Here is a 25,558-nt window from a genome sequence, read left to right as displayed (position 1 = left end):
GTCTCGAGTGGACGTGACCGGCTTTTCCCTTGATTTATCGCACTGGCCTCTGCACGCGTCCGCGGGCGCGCGGCCTTTTGAATGGTGATTGCATGGCATTTGAAGAATACGACAAGTACGAACAGAGCGAGCTGGTTCAGAAGTGGCTGCGCGAGAATGGTGTGTCGATCATCGTCGGCATCGCGATCGGTCTGGTCGGCATCTTCGGATGGCAGCAGTGGCGCAAGCACCAGGCTGGCAACGAGGCCGAGGCCTCCCAGCTCTATCAGCAGGTTCAGATCGCGCAGGCCTCGGGCAAGACCGATGCCGCCGCGCAGCTGACCGATAAGCTGATGAAGGATTACGCGAAGTCGCCATTTGCCGTGTTCGCCGTCAGTGATCGTGCGAAACAGCAAGTCGAGGCCAAGCAGTTTGACAAGGCCGAGGCCTCGCTGGAATGGGCCGAGAGCCATGCCACCGAACCGGCACTGAAGTCGCTCACGCAGTTGCGCAAGGCCCAGGTGGAAATGGCCAGCGACAACGGCAAGGCGGCCCTGGCCACCCTCGACAAGATTCCGGCGGACAGCTATCAGGGATTGGCGCAGGAACTCCGCGGTGATGTGCTGGTCAAGCTTGGACGCCCAGACGAAGCCCGCAAGGCCTATCAGGCTGCCATGTCGGCACTGGGCGAGGAGGCGCCGCAACGCGGCGCGCTGCAGATGAAAATCGATGATCTGGCTGTGGCCGGGAAGCAGGGTGCATGAAAAGATTTCTGTTGATCACGCTGGCTTCGCTGGCAACCCTCGCCGGTTGCCATTCCTTCAAGAAGGAAAACGTCCAGCCGCCGACGCCGCTGGCCAAGGATTTCAAGTCGACGGTGCAGGTCACCCGCCTGTGGAAGACCACGGTCGGTGACGGCGCCCAGGTGAGCGGCGTGCGTTTGCGCCCGGCGGTGGTCGACGGCGTCCTGTATGCCGACAGCACCGACGGAAAAATCGCCGCCATCGACGCCACCAGCGGCAAGACGCTGTGGACGAAGAGCTCGCGCACGCACGGCTGGTTTGGCTGGGGTGACAAGAAGCGCAAGGATGCCCAGTACGCGGGCGGCCCTGCGGTCAGCGGCGACCTGCTCGCGGTCGGCACGCTGGATGGTCACGTTTACGCCATGAGCGCCAAAGACGGCAACCCGCGCTGGGAAGTCGAAGTCAGCGGCGAAGTGATGGCGTCGCCGGTGATCGTGGGCGACATGGTGATGGTGCGCACCGGTGACGGTCGCATTTATGCGCTGGACGCCGCGGACGGCCATCGTCGCTGGGTCTACGACCAGAGCACGGTGCCGCTGCTGAGTCTGCGTGGCAACGGCACGATGCTGGTGGCCAACGGCGTGCTGTTCTTCGGCAGCGACGACGGCAAGCTGGTGGCCCTGCGTCAGGACAATGGTTCGAAGTTGTGGGAGCAGCGGCTGTCCAGCGGCGAAGGCCGCACCGAGATCGATAAGCTGAATGATGCCGACGGCTCGATCCTGCTGGACGGCAGCACGCTCTATGGCGCCGCCTATCACGGCAACCTGACTGCCATCGACGGCCCCAGCGGTCGCCCCTTGTGGTCGCACCCGTTCTCCACCTTCGATTCGCTGGCCAGCAATGCCGGCGCGATCTTCGGTGTCGACGACCAGTCCCAGGTGTGGGCGTTCGATCGCAGCACCGGCACCGACATGTGGAAGAACGCCTCGCTGAAATATCGCTGGGTCACCGGCCCCGCCGTGCAGGGCAACTATGTTGTCGTGGGCGACCTGGAAGGCTACGTGCACTGGTTGCAGAGCGGCGATGGCGCCCTGGCCGCCCGTGAGCGGCTGTCGAAGAAGGCGATCCGTGCCCAGCCGCTGGTGGTGGGCGACATCGTTTACGTCGAGGACGTCGAGGGCCACATCGGCGCCTACCGTCTGTCCTCACCCTGATCGCTGGAACGAAGTACTTATCATGCTGCCCGTCGTCGCACTGGTTGGTCGTCCGAATGTCGGTAAATCGACCCTGTTCAATGTGCTGACGCGCAGCCGTGACGCCCTCGTGGCCGACATGCCGGGCGTCACCCGCGATCGCCACTACGGCGTCTGCCGCAGTGGCGATCGGCCCTTCGTGGTGGTCGATACCGGCGGCCTGTCCGGCGTCGAGGACACCATGGACGTGCTGACCGCCAGGCAGGTGCGCCTGGCGATCGAGGAAGCGAACGTTCTGGTCTTCGTGGTCGATGCGCGCGACGGCCTGCTGCCGCAGGATTACGTGATCCTGGGCGAGCTGCGTCGCAGCGGCAAGCCGATCGTCGCGGTGGTCAACAAGACTGACGGCCTCGACGAACAAGCCGTGCTGGCCGAGTTTTCCGCCTTCGGCATCGGTACCACGCTGCCGTTGTCGGCGGCGCACAATCGCGGCACCGATGACCTGATCCGCATCCTGCTGCCGATCCTTCCAGCCGACGAAGAGAGCACCGTCGAAGCCGACAGCGAAGATGGCACCATCCGCGTCGCCATCGTGGGGCGCCCGAATGCCGGCAAGTCGACCCTGATCAATCGCCTGCTCGGCGAAGAACGGCTGATCGTTTCCAACGTCGCCGGCACCACCCGCGATCCGATCCGGGTGCCGCTGGAGCGCGACGGCAAGCGTTATACGCTGATCGACACGGCCGGTATCCGGCGCAAGGCAAGGGTCGAGGAAGCGGTCGAGAAATTCAGCGTGATCAAGACGCTGCAGTCGATCGCCGCGGCCCAGGTCGTGGTGGTGATGATCGATGCCCGGGAAAACCTCGCCGACCAGGACCTCACCCTGATCGGTTACGCGATGGACGAGGGCAGGGCGCTGGTCATCGCGATCAACAAGTGGGACGACATGGACCCGTACCAGCGCGACGAATGCCGCCGTGCGCTGGATCGTCGCCTGGTATTCGCCGACTGGGCCAAGCAGGTGCAGATCTCCGCACTGCATGGTTCGGGCCTGCGCGAACTGATGCGCGCCGTGGTGCGTGCGCACGCGTCGGCCACCAAGGTGCTGGTGTCGTCCGATCTCACCAAGACGCTGGAAAAGGCCTACGAGAGCTACCAGCCGCCGCTGGTCAACGGCCATGCGCCGAAGCTGCGTTTCGCGCATCCGGGCGGCACCAATCCGCCCACCATCGTGATCCACGGCACCCGCACCAAGCACATCGCACCGGCGTACCAGCGCTATCTGGAAAACTTCTTCCGCAAGCGCTACAAGCTCGAGGGCACGCCGATCCGCATCGCGTTCCGCGAGGGCGAAAACCCGTATGCCGGGCGCAAGAAGGTGCTGACCAAGGAACAGCAGCACAAAGCCCGCCGCCGCAAGAGCGAGCTGATCAGCCGCACGCGCTGAACAGGCTTCAGTCGAGATCCCGCAGTATCCATCCGTATACCGCGGCGTCGCGCGCCCGGCCTTCAACCCACAACCGTTGCCGGGCGATCGCCTCGAATTTCGCACCGAGGCTTCTGGCGACGGCGTGGCTGGCCAGGTTGTCGGGCAGGATCACGATCTCGATGCGGACCAGCCCGAGTTGCGAGAAGCCGAAGCGGGCCACCCGCCGCGCCGCCGCAACGGCGACACCGCGCCGCTGGCAGGATTCACGCACCCAGTAACCCAGGTTGGCGCTGCGATGCAGCCGGTTGTGCTGGTTGAGACCGGCGGCACCCAGCAATCGCCCGGAACCGGCTTCGAAGACCGGGAACGCGAAATGATCGCCGCTGGCCCAGCCTGTCTGGCAGTGTGCGATCCAGGTCAGGGCGTCGCTCAGGTCGTAGCCCGCGCGACACCACGGCAGCCATTGCCCGACACTGGCCACGGATTCGCGGACAGCTTCCACCAGTGCCGGCGCATCTTTCTCCCGCCATGTCCGCAGGTGCAGGCGATCGTCGCTCAATCCGGTGATATCCATGCGCGGCCCGTGTTTGTGTGCATGTGATCCAGCCCCGATAATGCACGACTCCCCAGCCAGGTGACATCCATGAGCGCACGCATACTCGACGGCAAACGCATCGCGCAGGAATTGCTCGAGCGCGTGGGGAAGCGCGTGGCCGAGCGCGTCCGGCAGGGGCTGGCCGCGCCAGGCCTGGCAGTGGTCCTGGTCGGCGCCGATGCCGCCTCGTCGGTCTACGTGCGCAACAAGCGCAAGGCCTGTCACCAGGTCGGCTTTCGTTCCTTCGACCATGACTTGCCGGCGCACACGACCCAGCAGGAGCTGTTCGCACTGATCGACAGGCTCAACGCCGATCCGGATGTGCACGGCATCCTGGTGCAGTCACCATTGCCGGATCACATCGACGAAGACGCGCTGGTCGACCGCATCGATCCGGACAAGGACGTGGACGGTTTCCAGGCGATCAACGTGGGGCGCCTGGCCTTGCGTCGCTTCGGTCTGCGTCCATGCACACCGAAAGGCGTGATGACCCTGCTCGGCCACACCGATCGCCCGGTGCGCGGACAGCACGCGGTGGTGATCGGCGTTTCCAACCATGTCGGCCGACCGCTGGCGCTCGAGCTGATGATCGCCGGTTGCACCACCACCTCGTGCCACCGTTTCACGCGCGACCTGGAAGGCTTTGTGCGCCAGGCCGACATCGTGATCGTCGCGGTCGGCAAGCCCGGGCTGGTCAAGGGCGACTGGATCAAGCCTGGCGCCGTGGTCATTGATGTCGGCATCAACCGGCTGGACGATGGACGGCTGGTCGGCGACGTGGAGTTCGCCCCGGCGGCCGAACGCGCCAGCTGGATCACGCCGGTTCCCGGCGGTGTCGGACCGATGACGGTGGCCACGCTGATGGAGAACACGCTGGAAGCCGCCGAGGCTCGTTTGCAGGCTGCGGCAGCGGGCTGAGCCGGTCCGGCAGGCCGGCATTCAGGCCTGCATCTGGCAGGCAACACGTCGGGGCGCGTATAATTCCCTCTTTGCAGCGGGGCTTTTTCATGCGCATTCTCGCCGAGGCACTGACCTACGACGACGTCTACCTTGTTCCGGGCCACTCCATCGTGCTGCCGCGCGACGTGAACACCTCGACGCGGTTTACCCGCGACCTGCGCCTGAACATCCCCATCGTGTCCGCTGCCATGGACACCGTCACCGAAGCCCGACTCGCCATCACCATGGCCCAGAACGGCGGCATCGGCATCATCCACAAGAACATGACCGCCGAGCAGCAGGCCGCCGAAGTGCGCCTGGTCAAGAAGTTCGAAGCCGGCGTGATCCGCAGCCCGATCACTGTCACCCCGGAAACCTCGATTCGCGAAGTGCTGCGACTGACCCGCGCGCACAACATCTCAGGCGTGCCGGTGGTAGATGGTGCGCAGCTGGTCGGCATCGTCACCAGCCGCGACCTGCGCTTCGAGCGCAAGCTGGACGACCCGGTGCGCAACATCATGACGCGCCAGGACAAGCTGGTCACCGTCCGCGAGGGCGCCGGCCAGGACGATGTGCTGCTGTTGCTGCACAAGCACCGCATCGAGAAAGTGCTGGTGGTCAACGAGGCATTCCAGTTGCGTGGCCTGATCACCGTCAAGGACATCCAGAAGGCGCGCGACAATCCGCATTCCGCCAAGGACCGCCAGGAAGCGCTGCTGGTCGGCGCGGCAGTCGGCGTTTCGGGCGATACCGAACAGCGCGTGGCTGCCCTGGTCGATGCCGGCGTCGACGTGCTGGTGGTCGACACGGCACATGGCCATTCGCAGGGCGTGATCGATCGCGTGGGCTGGGTCAAGAAGAACTATCCGCAAGTGCAGGTGATTGCCGGCAACATCGTCACCGGCGAAGCGGCCCGCGCGCTGCTCGACGTGGGCGTGGACGCGGTCAAGGTCGGCGTGGGTCCCGGCTCGATCTGCACCACCCGCGTGGTTGCCGGTGTGGGCGTGCCGCAGATCACCGCGATCGACATGGTCGCCACCGCGCTGAAGGACGAGATCCCGCTGATCGCCGATGGCGGCATCCGCTACTCCGGCGACATTCCCAAGGCACTGGCCGCCGGCGCCTCCAGCGTGATGCTGGGCTCGATGTTCGCCGGCACCGAGGAATCACCGGGCGAGGTCGAGCTGTTCCAGGGCCGCTCGTACAAGAGCTACCGCGGCATGGGTTCGATCGGCGCGATGCAGCTGGGCTCGAAGGATCGCTACTTCCAGGACGAGGCCGACGCCGACAAGCTGGTGCCCGAAGGCATCGAGGGTCGCGTGCCGTATCGCGGCCCGCTGCGCAACATCATCCATCAGCTGATCGGTGGCCTGCGTGCCTCGATGGGTTATCTGGGCGCGGCCACCGTCGAGGACGTGCGGCACAAGGCGCAGTTCGTGAAGGTCACCTCGGCCGGCGTTACCGAAGCGCATCCGCACGACATCCAGATCACCAAGGAAGCGCCGAACTACCGGCTGAATTCCTGATTTGAAACCCATCCGGAGATTGGACTCTGTCCAATTCTCCAACCCCTGGCGGACGTCATTCCCGCTTTCGCGGGAATGACGCCGGCTAATTACGGACGTTTTCAAGGCCCGGGCCGATGCACAACATCCACTCCGACAAGATCCTCATCCTCGACTTCGGCGCGCAATACACGCAGCTGATCGCGCGGCGTGTGCGCGAATTGGGCGTGTACTGCGAGATCTGGGCCTGGGATCATGATCCGGCCGAAATCGCCGGCTTCGGCGCCAAGGGCATTATCCTGTCCGGCGGGCCGGAGTCCACCACGCTCGAAGGCGCGCCCAAGGCGCCGCAACAGGTGTTCGATTCGGGTCTGCCGATCCTCGGCATCTGCTACGGCATGCAGACCCTGGCGGCCCAGCTCGGCGGTGCGACCGAGGCGGCCGATGCCCGCGAATTCGGCCACGCCACGGTGGACATCACCGCCGCCAGCCGCCTGTTCGATGGCCTCAGCGATCATGCGGACAGTCACAAGCTCGACGTGTGGATGAGCCACGGCGACCACGTGTCGAAGGCACCGCCGGGTTTCGTCGTCACCGGCAGCACCGATCGCATCCCGGTCGCGGTGATGGAAAACGAGGACAAGCGCTGGTACGGCGTGCAGTTCCATCCCGAAGTGACCCACACGAAGCAGGGCGGGGCGCTGCTGAAGCGCTTCATCACCGAGATCTGCGGCTGCGCCACCTTGTGGACCGCCGCCAACATCATCGACGACCAGATCGCCCGCGTGCGCGAACAGGTCGGCAACGACCTCGTGCTGCTGGGCCTGTCCGGCGGCGTCGATTCCTCCGTGGTGGCCGCGCTGTTGCACAAGGCGATCGGTGAGCAGCTGACCTGCGTGTTCGTCGACACCGGGCTACTGCGCTGGCAGGAAGGTGACCAGGTGATGGCCACCATGGCCGAGAACATGGGCGTCAAGGTCATTCGGGTCAACGCCGCCGATCGCTATTTCAAGGCGCTCGAAGGCGTCGCCGATCCGGAAGCCAAGCGCAAGATCATCGGCGGCCTGTTCGTGGAAATCTTCGACGAGGAGTCCACCAAGCTCACTGCCGGCGGCAGCGGCGAGGTGAAGTGGCTGGCCCAAGGCACCATCTATCCAGACGTGATCGAGTCGGCCGGCAGCAAGACCGGCAAGGCTCACGTCATCAAGAGTCACCACAACGTCGGCGGCCTGCCGGCGCACATGAAGCTGAAGCTGGTCGAGCCGCTGCGCGAACTGTTCAAGGACGAGGTGCGCCGGATCGGCGTGGAACTCGGCTTGCCCCGCGCGATGGTCTATCGCCATCCGTTCCCCGGGCCAGGCCTGGGCGTGCGCATCCTGGGCGAAGTGAAACGTGAATACGCCGAGCTGCTGGCCCAGGCCGACGCGATCTTCATCGACGAGCTGCGCAAGGCCGACCTGTACGACCGGACCAGCCAGGCGTTTGCGGTCTTCCTGCCGGTCAAGTCGGTGGGCGTGGTCGGCGACGCGCGCGCCTACGAGTGGGTGATCGCGCTGCGTGCGGTGGAAACCATCGACTTCATGACCGCCCACTGGGCACACCTGCCGTACGAGTTTCTCGGCAAGGTTTCAAATAGAATTATCAATGAGTTGCGTGGTGTTTCTCGCGTAGTTTATGACATAAGCGGTAAGCCGCCTGCCACGATCGAGTGGGAATAGTAAAATCAGCCACTTGCATGCAGGGAGAACGGCCGGCAACTTGCCGGCTTTCTCATGTAAATCATGCAACAATTTGAAATGACTGACGAAATTTCATCACGTTCCAGTGAATTTTCAGCTGCCGACGTGCAGTACATGCGGCGAGCACTGCAGCTGGCAGCGCACGCCCGCGATGCCGAGAATGAAGTGCCCGTCGGGGCCGTACTGGTGCAGGGAGGCGAGATCGCCGGCCTGGGCTGGAATCGAAACATCACCCTGCACGACCCGACCGCCCATGCCGAAATCATGGCCATGCGGGCGGCGGGCGAGAAACTGGCCAATCACCGGCTGTCCGGCGCCACCCTCTACGTCACGCTGGAGCCATGTTCGATGTGTGCCATGGCCATGATCCACGCGAGACTGGGCAGGGTGGTCTACGCCGCTGCAGATCCCAAGACCGGCGCGGCGGGCAGCGTATTCGACACCCTGGTCGACGCGCGCCACAACCATCGGATCGAGGTGGCCGGTGGCTTGCTGGGTGAGGAGTCGGCCGGGATGCTGCGGGAGTTCTTCCGCGCCCGCCGCTGAGCTCAGTCGCCGTCGTACTGGATATCGGCCGTGGCCAGCCCCGTGTTGCCGGGATCGGGGACATTCCTGCCCACCAGTTGCATGTGCAACCCCCACGGTGCCGCGAAATCCAGCACCTTGTGCCCGGCCAAGGGACCCGAAACCACGCGATGCGGCGCGCTGCGGACGGCCACGCCTTGGTTTCGCAACCATTCGTTGGCGTGCGCCACATCGTCCGTAGCCAATTGCAGGGTCGCCGACGGCTTGTCCGATGCGGGAGAAGGGGAGTTGCCCCGATCGACGAAGAGCTCGACCACCGAGCCTTCGTCGCAGGAAAGCAGGAGGGACTCCGTTGCGGGTTCACTGGCCGTGGCTTCGCCCCCGATCAGCTGGCAATCGAGCACGTCGCGGAAGAATGTCGCCGCCTGCGTCATGTCAGGCACGCCGACCCTGACGTAGCCGCCGTCATACGACGTGGCTGCGCGAGCTCCCGACGGCGCGATAGCGCCAAGCATCAGGACGACGTACAACAATGCAAATATTTTCTTGCCCATGATCCGACGGCCGAAGATCTGTTCGGCCAGCTACATGGGTTCGCATGACAACAGGCGAAACCCCGGTTTGACGACCGCTGTGTTTCCGAGCGCGAACACCACCGCAACTCCGGCATCGTTTCCAGGCAGGAACGGAACGATCGCCCGAACCGGCTTGATACGTGGCGCGGCAAAACCAATGCTGTGTCTGGAAAACCAGGCCGGCACGAATCGGCCCGGCCACTGCCATTTCCAGGAGCCACTCGAATGAAGCGCTACATCAATCATCTGCTGCAGGGTCCGCGCAGCCGGTTTGGAAATCTCCAGCTCGCACGCCAAGACGCGGGGCCGCGAACGATCGCAACCAAAGCCAGCCTGCGGGCCGAAGATGGCTATGACTGGCTGCGGCAAATCAAGTCGACACAGAAGGGCTGTCCGAACCTGCTTTAAGACAAGGCAGTTCCAAGGCTGCCGGAACACCACGGTCGAGCCACCTATTCTTAATTTTACATAATATACATTATGCGAAATCAAAGAAGTGCCCGATAGGGCCACGGCAACCGCTGGCACCCGCCCTATGGGCCTCGCCGTCTCATGTTCGCAGGCCATGTGCCCGGCTCTCTAGCTCATCCCACAATTGGTGCGACCCTCTCATCATGTCGCAACCGCTGGCGTTCATGGCTGATCAGTGTGCGAGGCGAACACAGGCTGATCGCCCTCTTCAGCGCGCGCCACGCACCGGCAAGATGGCCCAAGCTCCAAGTGCGACGAGAACCGCTGCCATGGCGAACAACGCTGTATAGCTCCCGCCGCTCGCCAACAGGATGCCCGGCGCAACGGCCGGCATCAGCGACTGCGGCATGACGCTGGCGATGTTGAAGATGCCAAAGTTCCTCGCTGCATGTGTTTCCCGTTCTGGCAATACATCGGTCACCAACGCCAGATCTGCGGCCAGGTATCCCCCCTGCGCGAGGCCGGTGATCGCCATCGCCACGAGGAAAAGAGCGTACGAAGTGGCAAAAGCGATCATCAACAAGGCCAGCGCATAGATCAGTGCCGTGCTGCAGACGAAAGCCTTGCGCCGGCCGCTGGCATCCGACAACCCACCGCCCACGACACTGGAGACCGCTACCGCAGCGGATTGCACCAGGGTCGACAGAAAGATCCACCGCGGCACGGCAGCTGAGGGGCAACCCAACTGGTGGATCAGATAGAACTCCTGGTAGGTCATCAGGAGCGCAACACCGGCATAGAGCAGGAAACGGCTGCTCCACGCCCAGACGAAATCCGGGTAGCGCAGCGGGTTGATCCAGAAGCTGCTCAGAAATCCGCGCCACCCGTAACGCAGCCGCTGCATTGCAACCAGACGACGGTCGGGCAATACCCAGGCCAGGAGGAATGCGCCGACCAGGGCGATCACCGCCGGCACCAGAAAGATGGCCAGCGTGGAATGAGCAAGGAGCTCCACCAAATAGGTGCCTCCCACCATGCCCACCGGCAGGCTGACACCCACGATGCCGGATACCATGCCGCGCTGTGGCTCTGGAATCTGATCGGCAAGGATTGCAGTCAGCGCGGCCAATTGCGCATTGTAGGCAAGCTGCGTGATGCACCAGCCCAGCAACAGCTGCGGAACCGACACGGCCGTCGCAATGACCGCCAACCCGACCGCTCCCCCCGTGGCGCCGGCAATCAGCCAGGGCCGTCGCATGCCGAAGCGCGAGGTCGTGCGATCCGAGAGGCTGCCGAAGAACGGATTGCCGAACAGCGCAATAAGCGCTCCCAGACCTACCACCAGGGACAGGCTGCCCGTCGCATGCGCCGGGGCAATCTCGCTCACGCGCATTGCCAAGCCCACCAGGATGGGCGGCAGCAACGCCATCCACAGGCCCATGTAAGCCATGCCGTAGATCGCGATGAACGGCCAGCCGACGCGGCACGCCGGTGGCGCCGCATCCGCGCACGCGCTGAAGGGCATGGGCAGCCCGCGCAACGCCACTCCGGCCTCGTCGTCGATCACAGCCCCTCCGCTCCGTCGATCCGCGCGTCAGGTCCCCTGCGCCGGTTCTGGACGAATATTACGGTTTCCGGGGCGCGGCCGTGGATGCTCGCAAGTGCACCTCGTAGGGCACCCGCGCCTGCCGGGGGATGGCGGCGTCGCGGATCGACTGCAGCACGCTTTGCACGGCAAGGCATCCGAGCTCGCGGCATGGCTGATGCACCGTGGTCAGGCCGGGCGAGATCAGCTGCGACACCGGCGTGCCGTCGAAGCCGCATACCGACAGGTCGCCGGGAATCGACAGCCCGCGTTCGTAGGCTTCGCGCATCACGCCGCAAGCCATGTCGTCGTTCGCCGCGAAGATCGCCGTAGGCGGGTGGCGCAGGTCGAGCAGCGTCCGCGCGCTGGCCACGCCCGAGGCGAAGGCGAAATCCCCGTCCACCACCAGCGACTCGTCGTAAGCGATGCCGGCCCGGCGCAAGGCGTCGCGATAGCCGCCGAGCCGCCAGGTTCGCGCACCGTGTCCCTGCAGCCCGGCGATGTGGCCGATGCGGCGATGCCCGAGCGAGACCAAGTGCTCGACAATCTCGGCCGCTGCCCTGCGCTCGTCGAAGCCGACGTCGATGCGCGACTGATGCAGCCTGGAGGAGATCGTCGAGTAAGGAATGTCCAGCTCGTCGAGGCGCTGCAGCAGCTTCACGTTGTTCGCATGCGGCGGCACCAGCACCAGCGCGTCCGGCCGGTGCGTCGCCACGAAGCCATCGATCCGCGCAGCGAGGTCGTCCGCCGCGTCGAAGGGATGCAGGACCGCGTTGTACGGCGTGCCCTTGCACGCCTGCAGCACGCCCACGATCAGTTCCATGGTGTAGCTGGAACCGGCCATCGGGTTGTCGTACAGCAGCGCGACCAGGTACGAGCGATTCCCCGCCAGGCCGCGTGCCGACGCGTTGGGCACGTAGTTGAGCGCGTGGATCGACGCTTCGATCCGCGCGCGCAGCTTGGCGCGCACGGTCGTATGGCCGTTGAGCACGCGGGACACCGTCTTGGTGGATACGCCGGCATGCGCAGCGACGTCTTCGATTCTCGCAGGCATGTGCAGATCCCGCCCCTGTATGGCTTGCAGCGCTCCATCCTACCCCAAGCGGAAGGCGCGCAACCATACGGAATCCGGCCGTTTCACGCGAAAGTACCAGCGCTGGTATTTTCTGTTGACAGCGCTTGTACATTTGATTAGCTTGCGACGAATGCGGGATCCGCTTGCGGGGGGACGCAACGCGGGAGAGAGGAGAAAGTCCGTCGGAGGCGGTTGGCGAAGCGCCCTGCGGCGGCAGCCGCCCACGCCACTTCAATCTCTTCTCGCCGACTGCAAAGGCAGGTTTGCACCTGGCCGACGAAGGCGGGGCGATGGTCTGGGGTCTGGGGTCTGGACGGCTGGCGGAAGAAACCGAGGTCGAGGGCGGAACCGCGTTAGCCGAGCGTTCACTGAAAACCGGGGAGATATCGAAGTGACGAAGCAATCCGTGCACCCGCTTGCAGGCGGCGCCAGTCAACTGCGCCTGTTGCCCATCGCGATCGCGATGACGCTGTTCGTGGCCAGCCCATTGTCTGCGCAACCTGCCCCGCAGGATGCGGACCAGGCCGCGCAGGCTGCACCCGCCGCGAAGAAGGATTCGAAGGTCGCCGCAAAAAAGAAAAACGCTGCCACGACGGCGAACGAGAAGGAGGCGAAGCAGCTCACCGGCATGACCGTCAACGGCTACTCGTCCAGCCTGAACCGTGCGCAGAACATCAAGCGCTACGCCGACACCGTGGTCGACGCGATCTCGGCGCAGGACGCCGGCTCCCTGCCCGACCTGTCAGTGACCGAGGCCCTGCAACGCGTGCCGGGTGTAGCCGTCAGCGCCTTCGGCGTCGCCGCCGACCCGGATCATTTCTCGATCCAGGGTTCGGACATCAGCCTGCAGGGCCTGCCCTATACCAGCACGCTGTTCAACGGCCGCGAGGTGTTCTCCGCCGGCGGGGGCCAGGGGCTCAACTTCTCGACCGTGTCGCCCGAGCTGATCGGATCGGTGGTGGTGAGCAAGAACCAGACGGCGGACATGATCGAAGGCGGCATCGCCGGCTCGATCAACCTCAACACGCGCATGCCCTTCGACAGCAACAAGGATACACAGGCCTCCGTCACCCTCGGCAGCTACTGGGGCGACCTGGCCAAGAAGGGCACGCCGCAGATCGCCGGCCTGTTCAGTCACAACTGGAATACCGGCATCGGCCGCTTCGGTTTCCTCGCCAACGTGGCCTACGACCGCATCTATCAGACCGACAATGCGATTTCCGTGGTCGATTACCAGCGACGGTGCAATGGCTGTGACCTGCCGGGTGGCAGAACCGACGCCCTCCCCGGCCTTGCGCCGGGCGAATACCGCTACCTGCCGGTCGGCGGCGACCTTCGCCACCAGGACGAAACAAGCACGCGCTTCGGCCATGCGCTGGCCCTGCAATGGGAAAGCCCGGACAAGGCATGGCAGGCCGCATTGACGTGGAATCGGACATCGGATTCCGAAACCACCTTCGAGCACACCCTGCAGGCATCGACGGATGGCTGCAGCGGCCAGACGCTGGCCGGTTGTGCCGTGCCACTGGCAGGCACCACGCCTGTGTACGACGCCAACGGCGTATTCCAGTCCGGCATCATCTCGGGCGATCCGGCCGCATCGACCTTCCTGCCGTTCACCTATGGCGGCGTGCCGACGCAGCTCAATACCACCGGCTTCAGGCGGCGCTATGTGACCAACGACTACGCCTTCAACCTGAAGTGGAACGTCAACGACCGCCTGCACCTCAGCCTGGACGCGCAGGACACCCATTCCGATTACTCGGATTCCTACTACTACATTCGCCAGATGACCCAGGCGAACTGGTACATCGCCACGCACGGCGACAATGTGCCCACGATCAAACTGCTGTCGCCCGATCCCAACGAAACGACGGCCCAGTACTTCGCCAACCCCAACAACACCTATTGGTCGGCGGCACAGGATCACCAGGAGAAGTCCTGGGGCAACCAGCGCGCCTTCCGCCTGGACGGCAGCTTCGACGTGGACAAGGGCCCGCTGGACGACATCCAGTTCGGTTTCCGGCACAGCGACCAGGAAGAAACGCTGCATTCCTCGCCGTACAGCTACTTCTGGGACATCAGCACGCCTTACGCCGGCGGGCCGGGGCTGGCAGTCACTGCCGCCGACACACCGAACGACGTTTCCCCGTATCACGTCAACCTGCCTGCCTTCGACCACGGTGATTTCGGCGTGGTCGCGCCCTTCTTCAACCTCAACCCGCAGTCGCAATTCTGGCAGTCCGTCGCCGCGATGAAGCAGATCAACCAGCAGTCGCTGACCATCAATCCGGGCTGGGACTGGTGGAGTCCCTATTACACCAACTACGAACGCGATCAGTACGGCTATACCTTCGTGCCGGGCACGCATTACCTGCCGCAGGAAATCTCTTCCAACGGGGAAAAGACCAACGCCACCTATCTCCGCCTGAACTTCAGCAACGGCAACATGGATTTCCTGAGCGGCCTGCAGATCAGCGGCAACATCGGCATGCGCTACGTGCATACCCAGGACGATGCCTCGGGCTATCTGCTGCTGCCGGACATGAAGCAGGCTCTCGGCAATGCCACCGTCGCGGAGTATTGCCAGGGCGTAACGAAAAATGGCACCCAACCGGCCTCACCAGGCACGTTCTGCGCGCTCACCTCGCCACAGCAGCAGCAATACGTGACTTTCGCCAACGGTGGTTATAGCCCGATAAAGGCCAGCAACGGCTACGGCAACTGGCTGCCCAGCTTCAATCTGTCGATCGGCTGGACCGATGACCTCATCACCCGTTTCGCATTCTCCAAGTCGATCTTCCGGCCGGCGCTCAACCAGCTGGAAGCGGGCCAATCGATCAGCGGGCTGCTGCCTTACGGGACCAATGGCAGCACCGAGCCGACGGTGGGCAACGGCTACAACGGCACGAACCCCTACCTCAAGCCCATCACGGCGCACAATTTCGACCTGACCCAGGAGTGGTATTTCGGCAACGCCGGCTCGTTGACCGGCATGCTGTTCTGGAAGCAGTTGAACCACACCATCCAGTACATCACCAACGTGGTGAACACCACGGTGACGAACAACGGCGTGACCTATCCGGAGCAGTACACGGCGGGCCTGGCCAACCTCGACCAGAAGGGCAGCGTGGGCGGGGCAGAACTGGCTTACCAGCAGAAATTCGATTTCCTGCCTGGCTGGCTGTCCGGCTTTGGCGTGCAGACCAACTACACCTACATCAAGCCGCACGGACTGGCCTTCGGCGTGGTCAACTACTGCCCCGCCACGTATCTGGCGGCTACGCAGTGCGTCAACCAGCTCAAGCTGCCGCCAGGCGAATTGTCCCGCGATACCTTCAACTTCACCACGTATTACGAAAAAGGCCCGCTGTCGGCGCGGCTGGCGTGGAACTGGCGCTCGCAGTTCCTGATCACGGGCCAGGAGGCGGATTATCCGTTCCTGCCGGTCATGGCCGCATCCCAGGGCCGGCTGGACGGTTCGCTGATCTACTCGCTCAACGACCACGTCAAGGTGGCCCTGCAGGTGGCCAACCTGTTGAACTCGACGTTCAAGAGCCGCGAAATCATCGACACCAACGGCACCACCGTGCCCAAGGGTTTCTTTCGCAACGACACCCGCTACAACCTCAGCCTGCGCGCGGACTTCTGACCGGTCCCGTGCAACAGGCTCCCGCCATGGTGCATGCCGAACCACGTGCCATGGCGAGATGGCAACACGACATGGCGAGTTCCCCGGTTGCCGCCATTCCCGTGAAGGCGGGAGTGGCGGCCTTGTTCGCCTGCCTGCTGCTTGCCGCATGCACCGCAATGCAGGTGCATGCGAAAACCGCGGCGTCCGCGACGCCAAGGATTGCAGCACTCGAGCGTGCAGGCTGCGACGCCATCGCCGCGCGCGTCGATGCGCTGCCGGGCAACGGCCCGGTACTACTACGCAGCTACGACAGCGAACGCGGACAAGGCGCACCCGCCCTGCCGCCACTGCACACGGTGGCGTTCGCCTACGACAACGCGCTCGCCGTCATCGCCCTGCTCGCCTGCGGCAGGCGGCCGCAGGCGGAACGCATCGGCGAAGCATTGCGCCTCGCGGCCATGCATGACGCGCGCCTGCGCGACGCGTATCGCGCAGGCGCGGTCGCAGGCGACAAGCCCTTGTCGAACGGCTGGCAGGATGCGCAACGCAAACAATGGGTCGATGCCGCGCAGCAGTATGCCGGCGCGTACCAGGACGGCAGCTCCTGCGGCAACGTCGCGTGGATCGCACTGGCGTTGCTGGCGCTGCACGACGCCACCGGCGAGACGCGCTGGCGCGATGCCGCGGTACATCTCGCCGACTGGGTCGTCGCCCACGCGTCGGACGCGCACGGCGCGGCCGGCTTCCACGGCGGCATCGAGTTTTACTTGCTGGTGCCACGCAAGGCATCATGGAAATCGACCGAGCACAACATCGACCTGGCCGCGATGTTCGCGTGGCTGGCCCGGATCTCCGCACCCGGCGGCGACTGGAACGCACAGGCGAAGCACGCCCGTGATTTCGTGGCGCAGCAATGGGATGCCGCGAGCGGGCATTTCTGGACGGGCACCGAAGGCGACGGCGTGGCGCCGCTGCGCTCGCCATCCGCCCTCGATGTGCAGCTCTGGGCGCAACTCCTGCCGGACGCGCCGAAGGCATGGCGGCGCGCGCTGGGCTGGGTCGAACGCAGGCATGGGGTCAAGGGCGGCTACGCTTTCACCGATGCCCGCGACGGCATGTGGACGGAAGGCACCGCGCAGGCCGCGCTCGCCTGGCGATGGGTCGGCGACGAGGCCAGGGCGGACACGCTGTTCGCCAGGATCGCGCAGCAGGCCTCGCCGGGCGGCTTCCTCTACGCCACGCCCGAGCCACGCATCGTGGCGCTATATGCCTGGTACTACCACCGGCCATGCCTTGCCGCGACGGCTTGGGCCGTGATCGCCGCATCGAATCGCAATCCGTACCTGCCGAGTCAAGCGTTTGCCACCCGGCACCCGCGATGAGCATGCATCCAATCTGTTCCGGAAAAACGAAGGGGACGTCATGGCACTCCACAAGACCCGCATTGCTTCCTTGATCGGCATCGCCCTATGGGCCTTCGGCGGTGCATGCACCACCGCGAACGCGAGCGGCGACGCGCACCCGTGGCTGAACGCCAGGCTGACGCCCGACCAGCGCGCCGACCTCGTACTGAAGGCGATGACGCAAGACGAGAAATTCCGGCTGATTCGCGTCGACTTCGGCGACACCGAGAACGGCCACGTGATGGCATCGGGCGCGCTGGGTTCGGCTGGCTATGGGCCGGCGATCGCGCGACTGGGCCTGCCCGCGCTACAGGAAAGCGATGCCGGTCTCGGCGTGGCCAAGCCGCACAAGCTCGGCGCCACCGCCCTGCCCTCGGGCCTGGCCACCGCGGCCAGTTTCGATCCTACGATCGCCCGCGAAGGTGGAGCGATGATAGGCGGCGAGGCGCATCGCCGCGGCTTCAACGTGATGCTGGCCGGCGGCGTGGACCTGGTGCGCGACCCGCGCAACGGCCGCAATTTCGAATACGCGGGCGAAGACCCGCTGCTGGCCGGCGTGATCGCCGGCAACGCCATCGCCGGCATCCAGAGCCAGCATCTCGTCTCCACCATCAAGCACTATGCGCTCAACGACCTGGAAACCGACCGCACCACGCTGAGCGCGAATATCGACCGCGCCGCCGCGCGCGAGTCCGACCTGCTCGCCTTCGAGATCGCCATCGCGACCGGCCACCCGGGCTCGGTGATGTGTTCCTACAACCGCATCAACGCCGTCTATGCCTGCGAGGACGGCTGGCTGCTCAACGACGTGCTGAAGCACGACTGGCACTACCCCGGCTTTGTGATGTCGGACTGGGGTGCGGTTCACAGCGCCGCGAAATCCGCGCTGGCCGGACTGGATCAGGAATCGGCCGGCGAAACCTTCGACAAGGAGGTTTACTTCGACCAGCCGCTGCGTGCCGCGGTCGCATCCGGCCAGGTGCCGCAGTCGCGTATCGACGACATGGCGCGACGCATCCTGCGCAGCCTGTTCGCCGCCGGCGTGATGGATCATCCAGCAAGGCAAGCGCCCATCGACTTCGCCGCGGACCGCAAGGTGGCGCAGCGCGCCGAGGAAGCCGGCGCGGTGCTGCTGCGCAACCAGGACGCGCTGCTGCCGCTGTCCGCCGCGCAGTCCGTGGCGGTGATCGGCGGCCATGCCGACAAGGGTGTGCTGACCGGCGGCGGCTCCTCCGCGGTGCAGTCGCCGCAGGGCAACGCGGTGCCGGGCCTGGCGCCCGCCGAGTGGCCGGGGCCACGCATCTACCAGCCATCCGCACCACTGGCGGCGATCAGGCAACGCGCGCATGGCACGGTGGGCTACGCCAGCGGCGAGGACATCGCCGCCGCCGCGAAGCTGGCCGCTCAATCCAGGGTGGCCGTGGTGTTCGTCGAGCAGTGGGCGGCGGAAAGTTTCGACGCGCCGCACCTCACCCTGCCGGGCAACCAGGACGCACTGGTGGCCGCCGTGGCCAAGGCCAACCCGCTCACCATCGTCGTGCTGGAGAACAATGGGCCGGTGGCGATGCCCTGGCTGGACAAGGTCGGCGCCGTACTGGAAGCGTGGTACCCCGGTGCGGCCGGCGGCGAGGCGATCGCGCGGCTGCTGTACGGCGAGGTCGATCCCTCCGGTCGCCTTCCGATCACCTGGCCGCGCGACGAATCGCAACTGGCGCGCCCGACTATCCCCGGCGCAGGCCTCGCCGCCATCGGCCTGCCGCCGCAAGGCCAGCCGGCGCAGGACGTCGACTACGACCTCGAAGGCGCTGACGTAGGCTACCGCTGGTACCAGCGCCAGCACTTCGAACCGCTGTTCCCGTTCGGCTACGGCCTGAGTTACACGCACTTCGACTACAGCGACTTCAAGCCACGTGTGGAAGGCGGCAAGCTCATCGCCTCGTTCACTGTCACCAATCGCGGCGCACGCGTGGGCGCTGATGTGCCACAGCTCTACGTGACCCCGCCAGGTTCGAACAATGCGCGGCGACTGGCCGGCTGGTGCCGCGTCAGCCTGAAGCCCGGCCAGTCCGCGCACCTTACGGTCGCCGCCGACCCGCGCCTGCTGGTGAGTTTCGACAGCCATGGCCAGCGCTGGCTACGCCCGGCCGGCACCTATCAATTGCAGCTCGGCCACTCGGCCATGTCGTTTCAGGGCGAAGGCAAGGTGACACTCACGGCAGTCTCCTGGGGCGCCGACGCGTCGCCCCCAGGTGCAACTCGACCCTGCGTGACGGGTAAGCGCTGAGCCGGCACGCCTTGTCGGGATGTCAAACGGGAACACGTTTCGCCAACTTGGGTAACCCTGCCTGCCCCGATAATTTGACCTGATCGTCCATGAGAGCGGGAGCGAACCGGCGGGGGTTACCCCACCTGGGCTGTTGAATTTCATGGCTCAACTTCTGGCTCCACTTCGCACGTTGTCCACAGACGATCAACCGGCTCGGCCTGCACGTTCCGGCGGGTCGGACCTGTCGGGAACGCGACATGCGCCAATGGTGGCTGACCTGCGAGCTGGCAAGGTTGTTCCGCGAAGCGTACGAGCGCAAGGAAATCTGAAGCACCCTCTTTCCGGATATTTTTGTCGCCGGTCCTTGATATGCGCGCCGGCACTGCCATTTCTGTCTGCATCGCAACCACGACAGGAGGCGCCGCATGTCCCGTTACAACAGAAGTCCCGAGGCCTTGTCGCAACTGAGTCCCGAGCAGTATCGGGTCACCCAGGAAAGTGGCACCGAACGCCCCGGCACGGGCGAATACCTGCACAACAAGGAGCCCGGCATCTACGTGGATGTCGTTTCGGGCGAACCGCTGTTTGCCTCGTCGGACAAGTTCGAGTCGGGTTGCGGCTGGCCGAGCTTCACCAAGCCGATCGAGGCGGCCCACGTGAACGAGCTGCGTGACAGCAGCCACGGCATGATCCGCACCGAGGTGCGCTCGACCCATGGCGACAGCCATCTCGGCCACGTCTTTCCGGACGGCCCGAAGGATCGTGGCGGCCTGCGCTATTGCATCAATTCCGCCTCGCTGCGTTTCGTCCCTCGTGACGAGATGGAGGCGCAGGGTTACGGCGCGTACCTGGATCAGGTGGAGGATGTGCGATGACGACCGAGCGTGCGGTGCTTGCCGGAGGCTGCTTCTGGGGCATGCAGGACCTGATTCGCCAGCAGGATGGCGTGCTCTCCACCCGGGTCGGCTACAGCGGCGGCGACGTGCCGAACGCGACTTACCGCCATCACGGTAGCCATGCCGAGGCCATCGAGATCGTGTTTGATCCATCGCGGGTCAGCTATCGCAGCCTGCTGGAATTCTTCTTCCAGATCCACGACCCGTCCACGGCCAACCGCCAGGGCAATGATCGTGGCACGTCCTATCGTTCGGCGATCTTCTACACCTCGGATGCGCAGAAGGAGGTCGCCGAAGACACCATTGCGGACGTCGACGCCTCCGGCCTGTGGCCGGGCAAGGTGGTGACCGAAGTGGCGCCGGCGGGTGGTTTCTGGGAGGCAGAACCGGAACACCAGGACTATCTGGAACGTTACCCGCAGGGCTATACCTGCCACTTCATCCGCCCCGACTGGAAACTGCCGAGGCGTGACGCGCAGGCCTGAAACGCCTCAGCGGCCGAAGATGATTTCCTTGCCTTCGTGGTCGCGATCCCAGCCACGCAGTTGGTCGCGGATGTGGGCGATGCCCTGACGTCCGAGCGCGTTGCGCTCCTCGTCGAGCACATGGCCATCCAGCAACTCGGCCAGCCGCTGCGCGGTGGGCAGCATGGCGTCCCATGCGTCCAGCGCCGGCAGCGGCGCCGGCAGGGTCATGAAGAAGCTGACGCCCGGTGTGCGCAGATCTTCCAGCCGGGCGAGGTCGAAGTTGCCCGGCTTGAGCATGTTGGCGACGCTGAAGATCGGTCCCAGCTCGCGCTTGCCGTCGACCAGGCGGTGATAGATGCCCATGTCGCCGAATTCCAGGCCGGCTTTTTCGGCGGCCACCACGAGGTCCGGGCCGTGGAAACGTTCGCCTTCGCGGGCCACCACGAACAGCGTGATGATGCGTTCCACCGGCAACTGCGGCGGCCGCCGCCCCAGATCGGAACGCTGGGGAGCCGCCGCGGCCGGTGCGGGTGTCGATGGAGTTTCCACGACCGGCGCTTCCGCCGGCAGGTCGGTGTTCTGCGCCACCGGATCGCTGGAACTGGGAGCTCGCAAGGCATCGATGATCGAGGCCACGTGATCCGCCAGCTTCGGTGGCTGCCTGGTCCTGGGGGTTTTCGGCGCAACTGCCGCGCCGGGTTCCCTGCCCCGGTCGCCCGACAGCGTGGCGCCCAGGCGCTCCAGCTCCTCGCGCAAGCCCACCTCCAGCTCGCCTTGCTGCGGCCTGGCATCGCCGCGGAAGACATCGTCAGCGACCGGCTCGATATCCGATTCGCCGAAGGTCGGTTCGCGCCGCTCGCCGGCATGCGGGCCGGGCACGACGCGGCGTTTGCCCTGCTCCTTCCTGGGCTGGCCGAACAGCCACAGCAGCGCCAGCACGATGAGGCCGACGATCAGCATCGGAATGCCGACGGCGGGATTCCAGGCAAGGGCAAGCACGGGTTGCAACGTCATCATGGGTTCCTCAGGCAGCGCCTGCCAGTTTAGCCGCTTCGGCCAGATCCACCTGCACCAGTCGCGAAACACCGGGTTCGCGCATGGTCACGCCGCACAGCTGGGTGGCCGCTTCCATGGTCGCCTTGTTGTGGCTGATGAAGATGAACTGCACCTGCTCGCTCATCTCGCGCACCAAGCTGGAGAAGCGGCCCACGTTGGCCTCGTCCAGCGGTGCGTCGACCTCGTCGAGCAGGCAGAACGGTGCCGGGTTGAGACCGAAGATCGCGAACACCAGCGATACTGCGGTCAGCGCCTTTTCGCCGCCGGACAGCAGCGAGATGTTGGATGGACGCTTGCCCGGCGGGCGCGCCATGATTGTCACGCCGGTGTTGAGCAGGTCGTCGCCGGTAAGTTCCAGGTAGGCATGGCCGCCGCCGAACAGGCGCGGGAACAGTTCTTGCACGCCAGCGTTGACCTTGTCGAAGGTCTCCTTGAAACGTTGGCGCGTTTCGCGGTCGATCTTCTTGATCGCACCTTCCAGCGTCTCCATCGCATCGACCAGGTCGGTGAGCTGGTTGTCCAGGTAGGTCTTGCGCTCGCTCTGTTCGGCGTGTTCCTGGATGGCAGCGAGGTTCACCGGTTCAAGCCGGGCGATCTTCTGGCCGAGGTCACTCAGCTGCGAACGCCACTGATCCGCATCGATGTCGGGCGCGAGTTCGGCCAGCAGCGTTTCCAGTTCCAGACCTGATCCGGCGATCGCCTCGGCCAGCTGATCGGCGCGCAGTTGCAAGGCCTGCGCCGCCAGCCGCTTCTGCGACAGCCCTTCGCGCAGCGTGGCCAGGCCCTGCTCTGCCAGGTGACGCTGCTGCTCCAGCTTGCGGAACTCGATGTCGCAGTCCTCCAGCGCGCGACGCGCCTCGACCAGCTGCTTGTCGACCAGCAGGCGCTGGTCCAGGTACGCCTGCCGCTCCGATTCGAGCTCGGCGATCGGATCGGAACCCGCGGCGAGCTGTTCGGTGATTTCGTTGCGGCGCATCTCGATCTGGCGCAGTTGGGTGTCCATGCGGGCCAGCGTCTGTTCCAGCGAGCTCAGCGAGGAACGCTTCGACTCAAGCGCGAGCGCCAGCGAATGCGACTGCTCGGCGGCCTCGCGCGCGTTCATGCGCGCTTCCTCGCGCGCTTCGAGCAGGCCGCGACGTTCGTTCTCCAGCTCGCGGCGCTGGTCTTCGAGGTCGCCCATCAGGCCGACCGATTCGTCCAGTCGGGCGCGTGCCTCGCGGGTCTGGCCCTGCAATTCGTCGATCTGCCGATTCAGATCTGCCAGTTCGCCCTTGACCTTCTCGGCGCGGGCGCGGGCGGTTTCCAGTTTGCCGCGGTGGCTTTGCAACTGGCCGGCCAGTTCGGACTGCCGGCGATGCGCGTTGTACAGCTCGCGCTGGGCATCGTCGCGCGCGCGTTCGGTCTCGAATTTGCTGGTGCGCAGCGTATCGAGCCGCTCGCTGGCTTCTTCCAGCTGCGCTTCCAGCGTGGCGATCTGCTCGGCCAGCGTGCGCAGCTCGCGTTCGCGCGCCAGCACGCCGACCTGGCTGCCCTGCGCCCGGCGCACGCGTGCCCAGCCCGGACCCAGCCACTCGCCCGCCGGCGTGATCACCGACTGGTACGGCGCCAGCGAGGACAGCGAGACCACCCGTTGATGCGCTTCGTCCAGCGATGCCGCGGTGAGCACGTGGCCAAGGATCGCCATCGCCGCCGCCGGCCCGCGCACGTGCGCCGCGAGGGTGCCAGCGGTGTTGATGCCGCCTTCGCTGGCGTCGAGCAAGGCCATGTCGGCGTTCTCGATCGAGGAAAATTCGCTGGCCAGCGTGTGCGCCTGGTCAACCAGCACGCTGTCCAGAAAGCCGCTCAACGCCGTTTCCACCGCGGTTTCCCAACCGGCTTCCACCTGCAGCGATCCGCCCAGGCGACGCGAGTGATCCAGTCCCAGCTTCGTCAGCCACCCACTGGCCGCGCCTTCGTCCTGTCCCAGCGCGGCGTGCTGCAAGGCCTCCAGCGAAGCGTGCCGGCCGCGAGCAGCCTGCAGTTGCTGGCGCGCCTCGTTGAGGGTCGACTGCACCTGGCGTTCGTCTTCCAGCACCTTTTCGTGGCCAGACTTGTGCTGGTCGAGCAGGCTGCCGAGCGTCTCCACGCGTTCGCGCTGGGTCTCGTGCTCGTTGGTCAATTGCTCGCCGGCCGCATCCAGCGCCGCCACGTCGGTAGCCTTCTGCTCGGTTTCCAGCACTTCGCGACGGCGCGCCAGGTCGACCGCCTGACGATCCAGGTAGCTGAGCCTGGTCCGTTCCACTTCCGCAGCGCGGTTCGATTCCCCTGCGTTGCGCGTGTGGCTGTCCCAGCGCTGTTGCCAGTCGGCGAGTTTGGCCTCGGTGTTGCGCTGGGCTTCGCCGGTGTCGTCCTGCAGCTGCTGCAGCGCTTCGAGTTTCGGTTCGCCTTCGGCCAGGGCCAGGCGCAGCGCCTCGACCTGTTCGCGATCGGTGGCGATGTGCGCGGCCAGTTCGGCATGTTCGCGCTCGGCGTCGCCATGGGCGCGCTGCAGGCGTTCGGCGGTTTCCTTGTTGTAGCGCACCTGCTGCTCGACCCGGGCAATCTCGGCGCCGACCTTGTAGACGTCAGCCTGCACCGCATTCAGATGCTCGCTGGCGTCGGTGTGGCGTTCACGCACGCTTTCCAGCTGGGCCTCGATCTGGCGCTGGCCGGCGAGCTGCTTTTCGATCTCGATCTCGGCGGCGGACAGCCCCGCGCCCTCGCCTTCGTGCTGGGACTTCAGGCCACGATATTCCAGCGCACGCAGTTCGGCGTCCTTGCGCGTCTGCTCTTCCTTCAGCGCCTTCCAGCGCTCGGCGGCGCGGGCCTGGCGGTTGAGATGTTCGAGCTGCTTGTCCACTTCGTCGCGCACGTCGCGCACGCGGTCGAGGTTCTCGCGGGTGGCCTTGATCCGGCTTTCGGTTTCCTTGCGGCGCTCCTTGTACTTGGAGATGCCGGCGGCCTCTTCCAGATGCGTGCGCAGTTCTTCCGGATGCGCCTCGATGATCTGGCTGATCATGCCCTGCTCGATGATCGAGTAGCTGCGCGGGCCGAGGCCGGTGCCCAGGAACAGGTCGGTGATGTCGCGGCGGCGGCAGCGCGCGCCGTTGAGGTAGTACGAGGACTGGCCGTCGCGGGTGACCTGGCGCTTCACCGAGATCTCGGCGTACTGGCCGTACTCGCCCTGCACCGAACCGTCGGCGTTGTCGAAGATCAGCTCGACCGTGGCCTGCCCCACCGGCTTGCGCGTGTTGGAGCCGGAGAAGATCACATCGGTCAGCGAGTCGCCGCGCAGGCGGCTGGCCGCGCTCTCGCCCATCACCCAGCGGATCGCGTCGATGATGTTGGATTTGCCGCAACCGTTGGGACCGACCACACCGATCATGTTGCTGGGCAGATGAAGGGTGGTCGGGTCCACGAAGGACTTGAAACCGGCGAGTTTGATGGTGCTCAGGCGCATGCGGTCTTCAACGGGTCAACGGTAAGGCCCGTGCAGCCGGGCGACAGGGCACTGTGCCAAACGCA

General features: G+C 65.3%; 19 protein-coding genes. 13 read left to right on the top strand and 6 right to left on the bottom strand.

The window, feature by feature from the left end; genetic code table 11:
• The first annotated feature begins 92 nt into the window (after positions 1–92).
• Genes ASD82_RS14675 through der form a run of 3 tightly spaced genes read left to right on the top strand, consistent with a single transcriptional unit; the run spans position 93 to position 3,362 of the window.
• Complete coding sequence (locus tag ASD82_RS14675) at positions 93–743, top strand: tetratricopeptide repeat protein (RefSeq protein WP_056718551.1); 651 nt, start codon at positions 93–95, stop codon at positions 741–743.
• Entirely contained in the window at positions 740–1,936 is a 1,197-nt protein-coding gene (bamB, locus tag ASD82_RS14670) for an outer membrane protein assembly factor BamB (protein ID WP_056718550.1), read from the top strand. The genes ASD82_RS14675 and bamB overlap by 4 nt, the downstream gene beginning before the upstream one ends.
• A gap of 22 nt (positions 1,937–1,958) precedes the next feature.
• Positions 1,959–3,362: a ribosome biogenesis GTPase Der gene (gene der / locus ASD82_RS14665; protein WP_056718549.1), complete on the top strand. Its 1,404-nt coding sequence runs from the start codon at positions 1,959–1,961 to the stop codon at positions 3,360–3,362.
• Between the two features lie 7 nt (positions 3,363–3,369).
• On the opposite strand, the gene ASD82_RS14660 is transcribed toward der, so the two are convergent.
• Complete coding sequence (locus ASD82_RS14660) at positions 3,370–3,918, bottom strand: GNAT family protein (protein WP_056718548.1); 549 nt, start codon at positions 3,916–3,918, stop codon at positions 3,370–3,372.
• A gap of 69 nt (positions 3,919–3,987) precedes the next feature.
• On the opposite strand from ASD82_RS14660, the gene folD reads away from it, so the two are divergent.
• The 4 genes from folD (at position 3,988) to tadA (ending at position 8,668) form a co-directional block, all read left to right on the top strand.
• Positions 3,988–4,857 carry a bifunctional methylenetetrahydrofolate dehydrogenase/methenyltetrahydrofolate cyclohydrolase FolD gene (gene folD, locus ASD82_RS14655; RefSeq protein ID WP_056718547.1) on the top strand — a complete coding sequence of 290 codons (870 nt, stop codon included), beginning with the start codon at positions 3,988–3,990 and terminating at the stop codon, positions 4,855–4,857.
• 89 nt (positions 4,858–4,946) lie between these two features.
• Positions 4,947–6,404: an IMP dehydrogenase gene (gene guaB, locus ASD82_RS14650; RefSeq protein WP_056718546.1), complete on the top strand. Its 1,458-nt coding sequence runs from the start codon at positions 4,947–4,949 to the stop codon at positions 6,402–6,404.
• Between the two features lie 116 nt (positions 6,405–6,520).
• Complete coding sequence (gene guaA / locus ASD82_RS14645) at positions 6,521–8,101, top strand: glutamine-hydrolyzing GMP synthase (RefSeq protein ID WP_056718545.1); 1,581 nt, start codon at positions 6,521–6,523, stop codon at positions 8,099–8,101.
• A 78-nt stretch (positions 8,102–8,179) separates the two neighbouring features.
• A complete protein-coding gene (gene tadA, locus ASD82_RS14640) occupies positions 8,180–8,668 on the top strand; it encodes a tRNA adenosine(34) deaminase TadA (RefSeq protein WP_056718544.1) in 489 nt (162 codons plus the stop codon).
• Positions 8,669–8,670: 2 nt separating this feature from the next.
• Here tadA and ASD82_RS14635 read toward each other — a convergent pair whose 3' ends face one another.
• A complete protein-coding gene (locus ASD82_RS14635; RefSeq protein ID WP_082585374.1) occupies positions 8,671–9,201 on the bottom strand; it encodes a VOC family protein in 531 nt (176 codons plus the stop codon).
• Between the two features lie 246 nt (positions 9,202–9,447).
• Between ASD82_RS14635 and ASD82_RS14630 the strand changes: the two genes are divergently transcribed.
• Entirely contained in the window at positions 9,448–9,630 is a 183-nt protein-coding gene (locus ASD82_RS14630) for a hypothetical protein (protein ID WP_056718543.1), read from the top strand.
• Positions 9,631–9,901: 271 nt separating this feature from the next.
• On the opposite strand, the gene ASD82_RS14625 is transcribed toward ASD82_RS14630, so the two are convergent.
• Together ASD82_RS14625 and ASD82_RS14620 are read right to left on the bottom strand one after the other, a co-directional pair.
• Positions 9,902–11,200, bottom strand: a complete 1,299-nt coding sequence (locus ASD82_RS14625) for an MFS transporter (RefSeq protein ID WP_082585373.1) — start codon at positions 11,198–11,200, stop codon at positions 9,902–9,904.
• A 58-nt stretch (positions 11,201–11,258) separates the two neighbouring features.
• Positions 11,259–12,272, bottom strand: a complete 1,014-nt coding sequence (locus ASD82_RS14620; protein WP_056718542.1) for a LacI family DNA-binding transcriptional regulator — start codon at positions 12,270–12,272, stop codon at positions 11,259–11,261.
• A 412-nt stretch (positions 12,273–12,684) separates the two neighbouring features.
• On the opposite strand from ASD82_RS14620, the gene ASD82_RS14615 reads away from it, so the two are divergent.
• The 5 genes from ASD82_RS14615 to msrA all read left to right on the top strand — a co-directional run bounded on the left by ASD82_RS14615 (position 12,685) and on the right by msrA (position 20,977).
• Positions 12,685–15,945 (top strand): TonB-dependent receptor, encoded by a 3,261-nt coding sequence (locus ASD82_RS14615; protein WP_056718541.1) that lies wholly within the window; start codon positions 12,685–12,687, stop codon positions 15,943–15,945.
• A gap of 71 nt (positions 15,946–16,016) precedes the next feature.
• The gene (locus ASD82_RS14610; RefSeq protein ID WP_235580732.1) at positions 16,017–17,309 is read left to right on the top strand and encodes a hypothetical protein; all 1,293 of its coding nucleotides are present in this window, start codon (positions 16,017–16,019) and stop codon (positions 17,307–17,309) included.
• A gap of 40 nt (positions 17,310–17,349) precedes the next feature.
• On the top strand, positions 17,350–19,614 hold the full coding sequence (locus ASD82_RS14605; protein ID WP_056718633.1) for a glycoside hydrolase family 3 C-terminal domain-containing protein: 2,265 nt from the start codon (positions 17,350–17,352) through the stop codon (positions 19,612–19,614).
• 407 nt (positions 19,615–20,021) lie between these two features.
• Positions 20,022–20,471, top strand: a complete 450-nt coding sequence (gene msrB / locus ASD82_RS14600) for a peptide-methionine (R)-S-oxide reductase MsrB (RefSeq protein ID WP_056718540.1) — start codon at positions 20,022–20,024, stop codon at positions 20,469–20,471.
• Positions 20,468–20,977 (top strand): peptide-methionine (S)-S-oxide reductase MsrA, encoded by a 510-nt coding sequence (gene msrA / locus ASD82_RS14595; protein WP_056718539.1) that lies wholly within the window; start codon positions 20,468–20,470, stop codon positions 20,975–20,977. The genes msrB and msrA overlap by 4 nt, the downstream gene beginning before the upstream one ends.
• A gap of 6 nt (positions 20,978–20,983) precedes the next feature.
• On the opposite strand, the gene zipA is transcribed toward msrA, so the two are convergent.
• Both zipA and smc read right to left on the bottom strand, forming a co-directional pair.
• The gene (zipA, locus tag ASD82_RS14590) at positions 20,984–21,973 is read right to left on the bottom strand and encodes a cell division protein ZipA (RefSeq protein WP_056718632.1); all 990 of its coding nucleotides are present in this window, start codon (positions 21,971–21,973) and stop codon (positions 20,984–20,986) included.
• 10 nt (positions 21,974–21,983) lie between these two features.
• The gene (gene smc, locus ASD82_RS14585) at positions 21,984–25,493 is read right to left on the bottom strand and encodes a chromosome segregation protein SMC (RefSeq protein ID WP_056718538.1); all 3,510 of its coding nucleotides are present in this window, start codon (positions 25,491–25,493) and stop codon (positions 21,984–21,986) included.
• Between the last annotated feature and the right edge of the window lie 65 nt (positions 25,494–25,558).

The organism is Rhodanobacter sp. Root179 (assembly GCF_001428465.1).
Taxonomy (GTDB): domain Bacteria; phylum Pseudomonadota; class Gammaproteobacteria; order Xanthomonadales; family Rhodanobacteraceae; genus Rhodanobacter.
Note: the sequence above shows the minus strand (reverse complement) of the source record. Positions and strands in the feature narration are given on the sequence as shown.

What these genes read in the sequence shown, in the direction of transcription:
- ASD82_RS14675 (WP_056718551.1), top strand. Translation starts at nt 93, where the DNA reads ATGGCATTTGAAGAATACGACAAGTACGAACAGAGCGAGCTGGTTCAG.
- bamB (WP_056718550.1), top strand. Translation starts at nt 740, where the DNA reads ATGAAAAGATTTCTGTTGATCACGCTGGCTTCGCTGGCAACCCTCGCC.
- der (WP_056718549.1), top strand. Translation starts at nt 1,959, where the DNA reads ATGCTGCCCGTCGTCGCACTGGTTGGTCGTCCGAATGTCGGTAAATCG.
- ASD82_RS14660 (WP_056718548.1), bottom strand. Translation starts at nt 3,918, where the DNA reads ATGGATATCACCGGATTGAGCGACGATCGCCTGCACCTGCGGACATGG.
- folD (WP_056718547.1), top strand. Translation starts at nt 3,988, where the DNA reads ATGAGCGCACGCATACTCGACGGCAAACGCATCGCGCAGGAATTGCTC.
- guaB (WP_056718546.1), top strand. Translation starts at nt 4,947, where the DNA reads ATGCGCATTCTCGCCGAGGCACTGACCTACGACGACGTCTACCTTGTT.
- guaA (WP_056718545.1), top strand. Translation starts at nt 6,521, where the DNA reads ATGCACAACATCCACTCCGACAAGATCCTCATCCTCGACTTCGGCGCG.
- tadA (WP_056718544.1), top strand. Translation starts at nt 8,180, where the DNA reads ATGACTGACGAAATTTCATCACGTTCCAGTGAATTTTCAGCTGCCGAC.
- ASD82_RS14635 (WP_082585374.1), bottom strand. Translation starts at nt 9,201, where the DNA reads ATGGGCAAGAAAATATTTGCATTGTTGTACGTCGTCCTGATGCTTGGC.
- ASD82_RS14630 (WP_056718543.1), top strand. Translation starts at nt 9,448, where the DNA reads ATGAAGCGCTACATCAATCATCTGCTGCAGGGTCCGCGCAGCCGGTTT.
- ASD82_RS14620 (WP_056718542.1), bottom strand. Translation starts at nt 12,272, where the DNA reads ATGCCTGCGAGAATCGAAGACGTCGCTGCGCATGCCGGCGTATCCACC.
- ASD82_RS14610 (WP_235580732.1), top strand. Translation starts at nt 16,017, where the DNA reads ATGGCGAGTTCCCCGGTTGCCGCCATTCCCGTGAAGGCGGGAGTGGCG.
- ASD82_RS14605 (WP_056718633.1), top strand. Translation starts at nt 17,350, where the DNA reads ATGGCACTCCACAAGACCCGCATTGCTTCCTTGATCGGCATCGCCCTA.
- msrB (WP_056718540.1), top strand. Translation starts at nt 20,022, where the DNA reads ATGTCCCGTTACAACAGAAGTCCCGAGGCCTTGTCGCAACTGAGTCCC.
- msrA (WP_056718539.1), top strand. Translation starts at nt 20,468, where the DNA reads ATGACGACCGAGCGTGCGGTGCTTGCCGGAGGCTGCTTCTGGGGCATG.
- zipA (WP_056718632.1), bottom strand. Translation starts at nt 21,973, where the DNA reads ATGACGTTGCAACCCGTGCTTGCCCTTGCCTGGAATCCCGCCGTCGGC.
- smc (WP_056718538.1), bottom strand. Translation starts at nt 25,493, where the DNA reads ATGCGCCTGAGCACCATCAAACTCGCCGGTTTCAAGTCCTTCGTGGAC.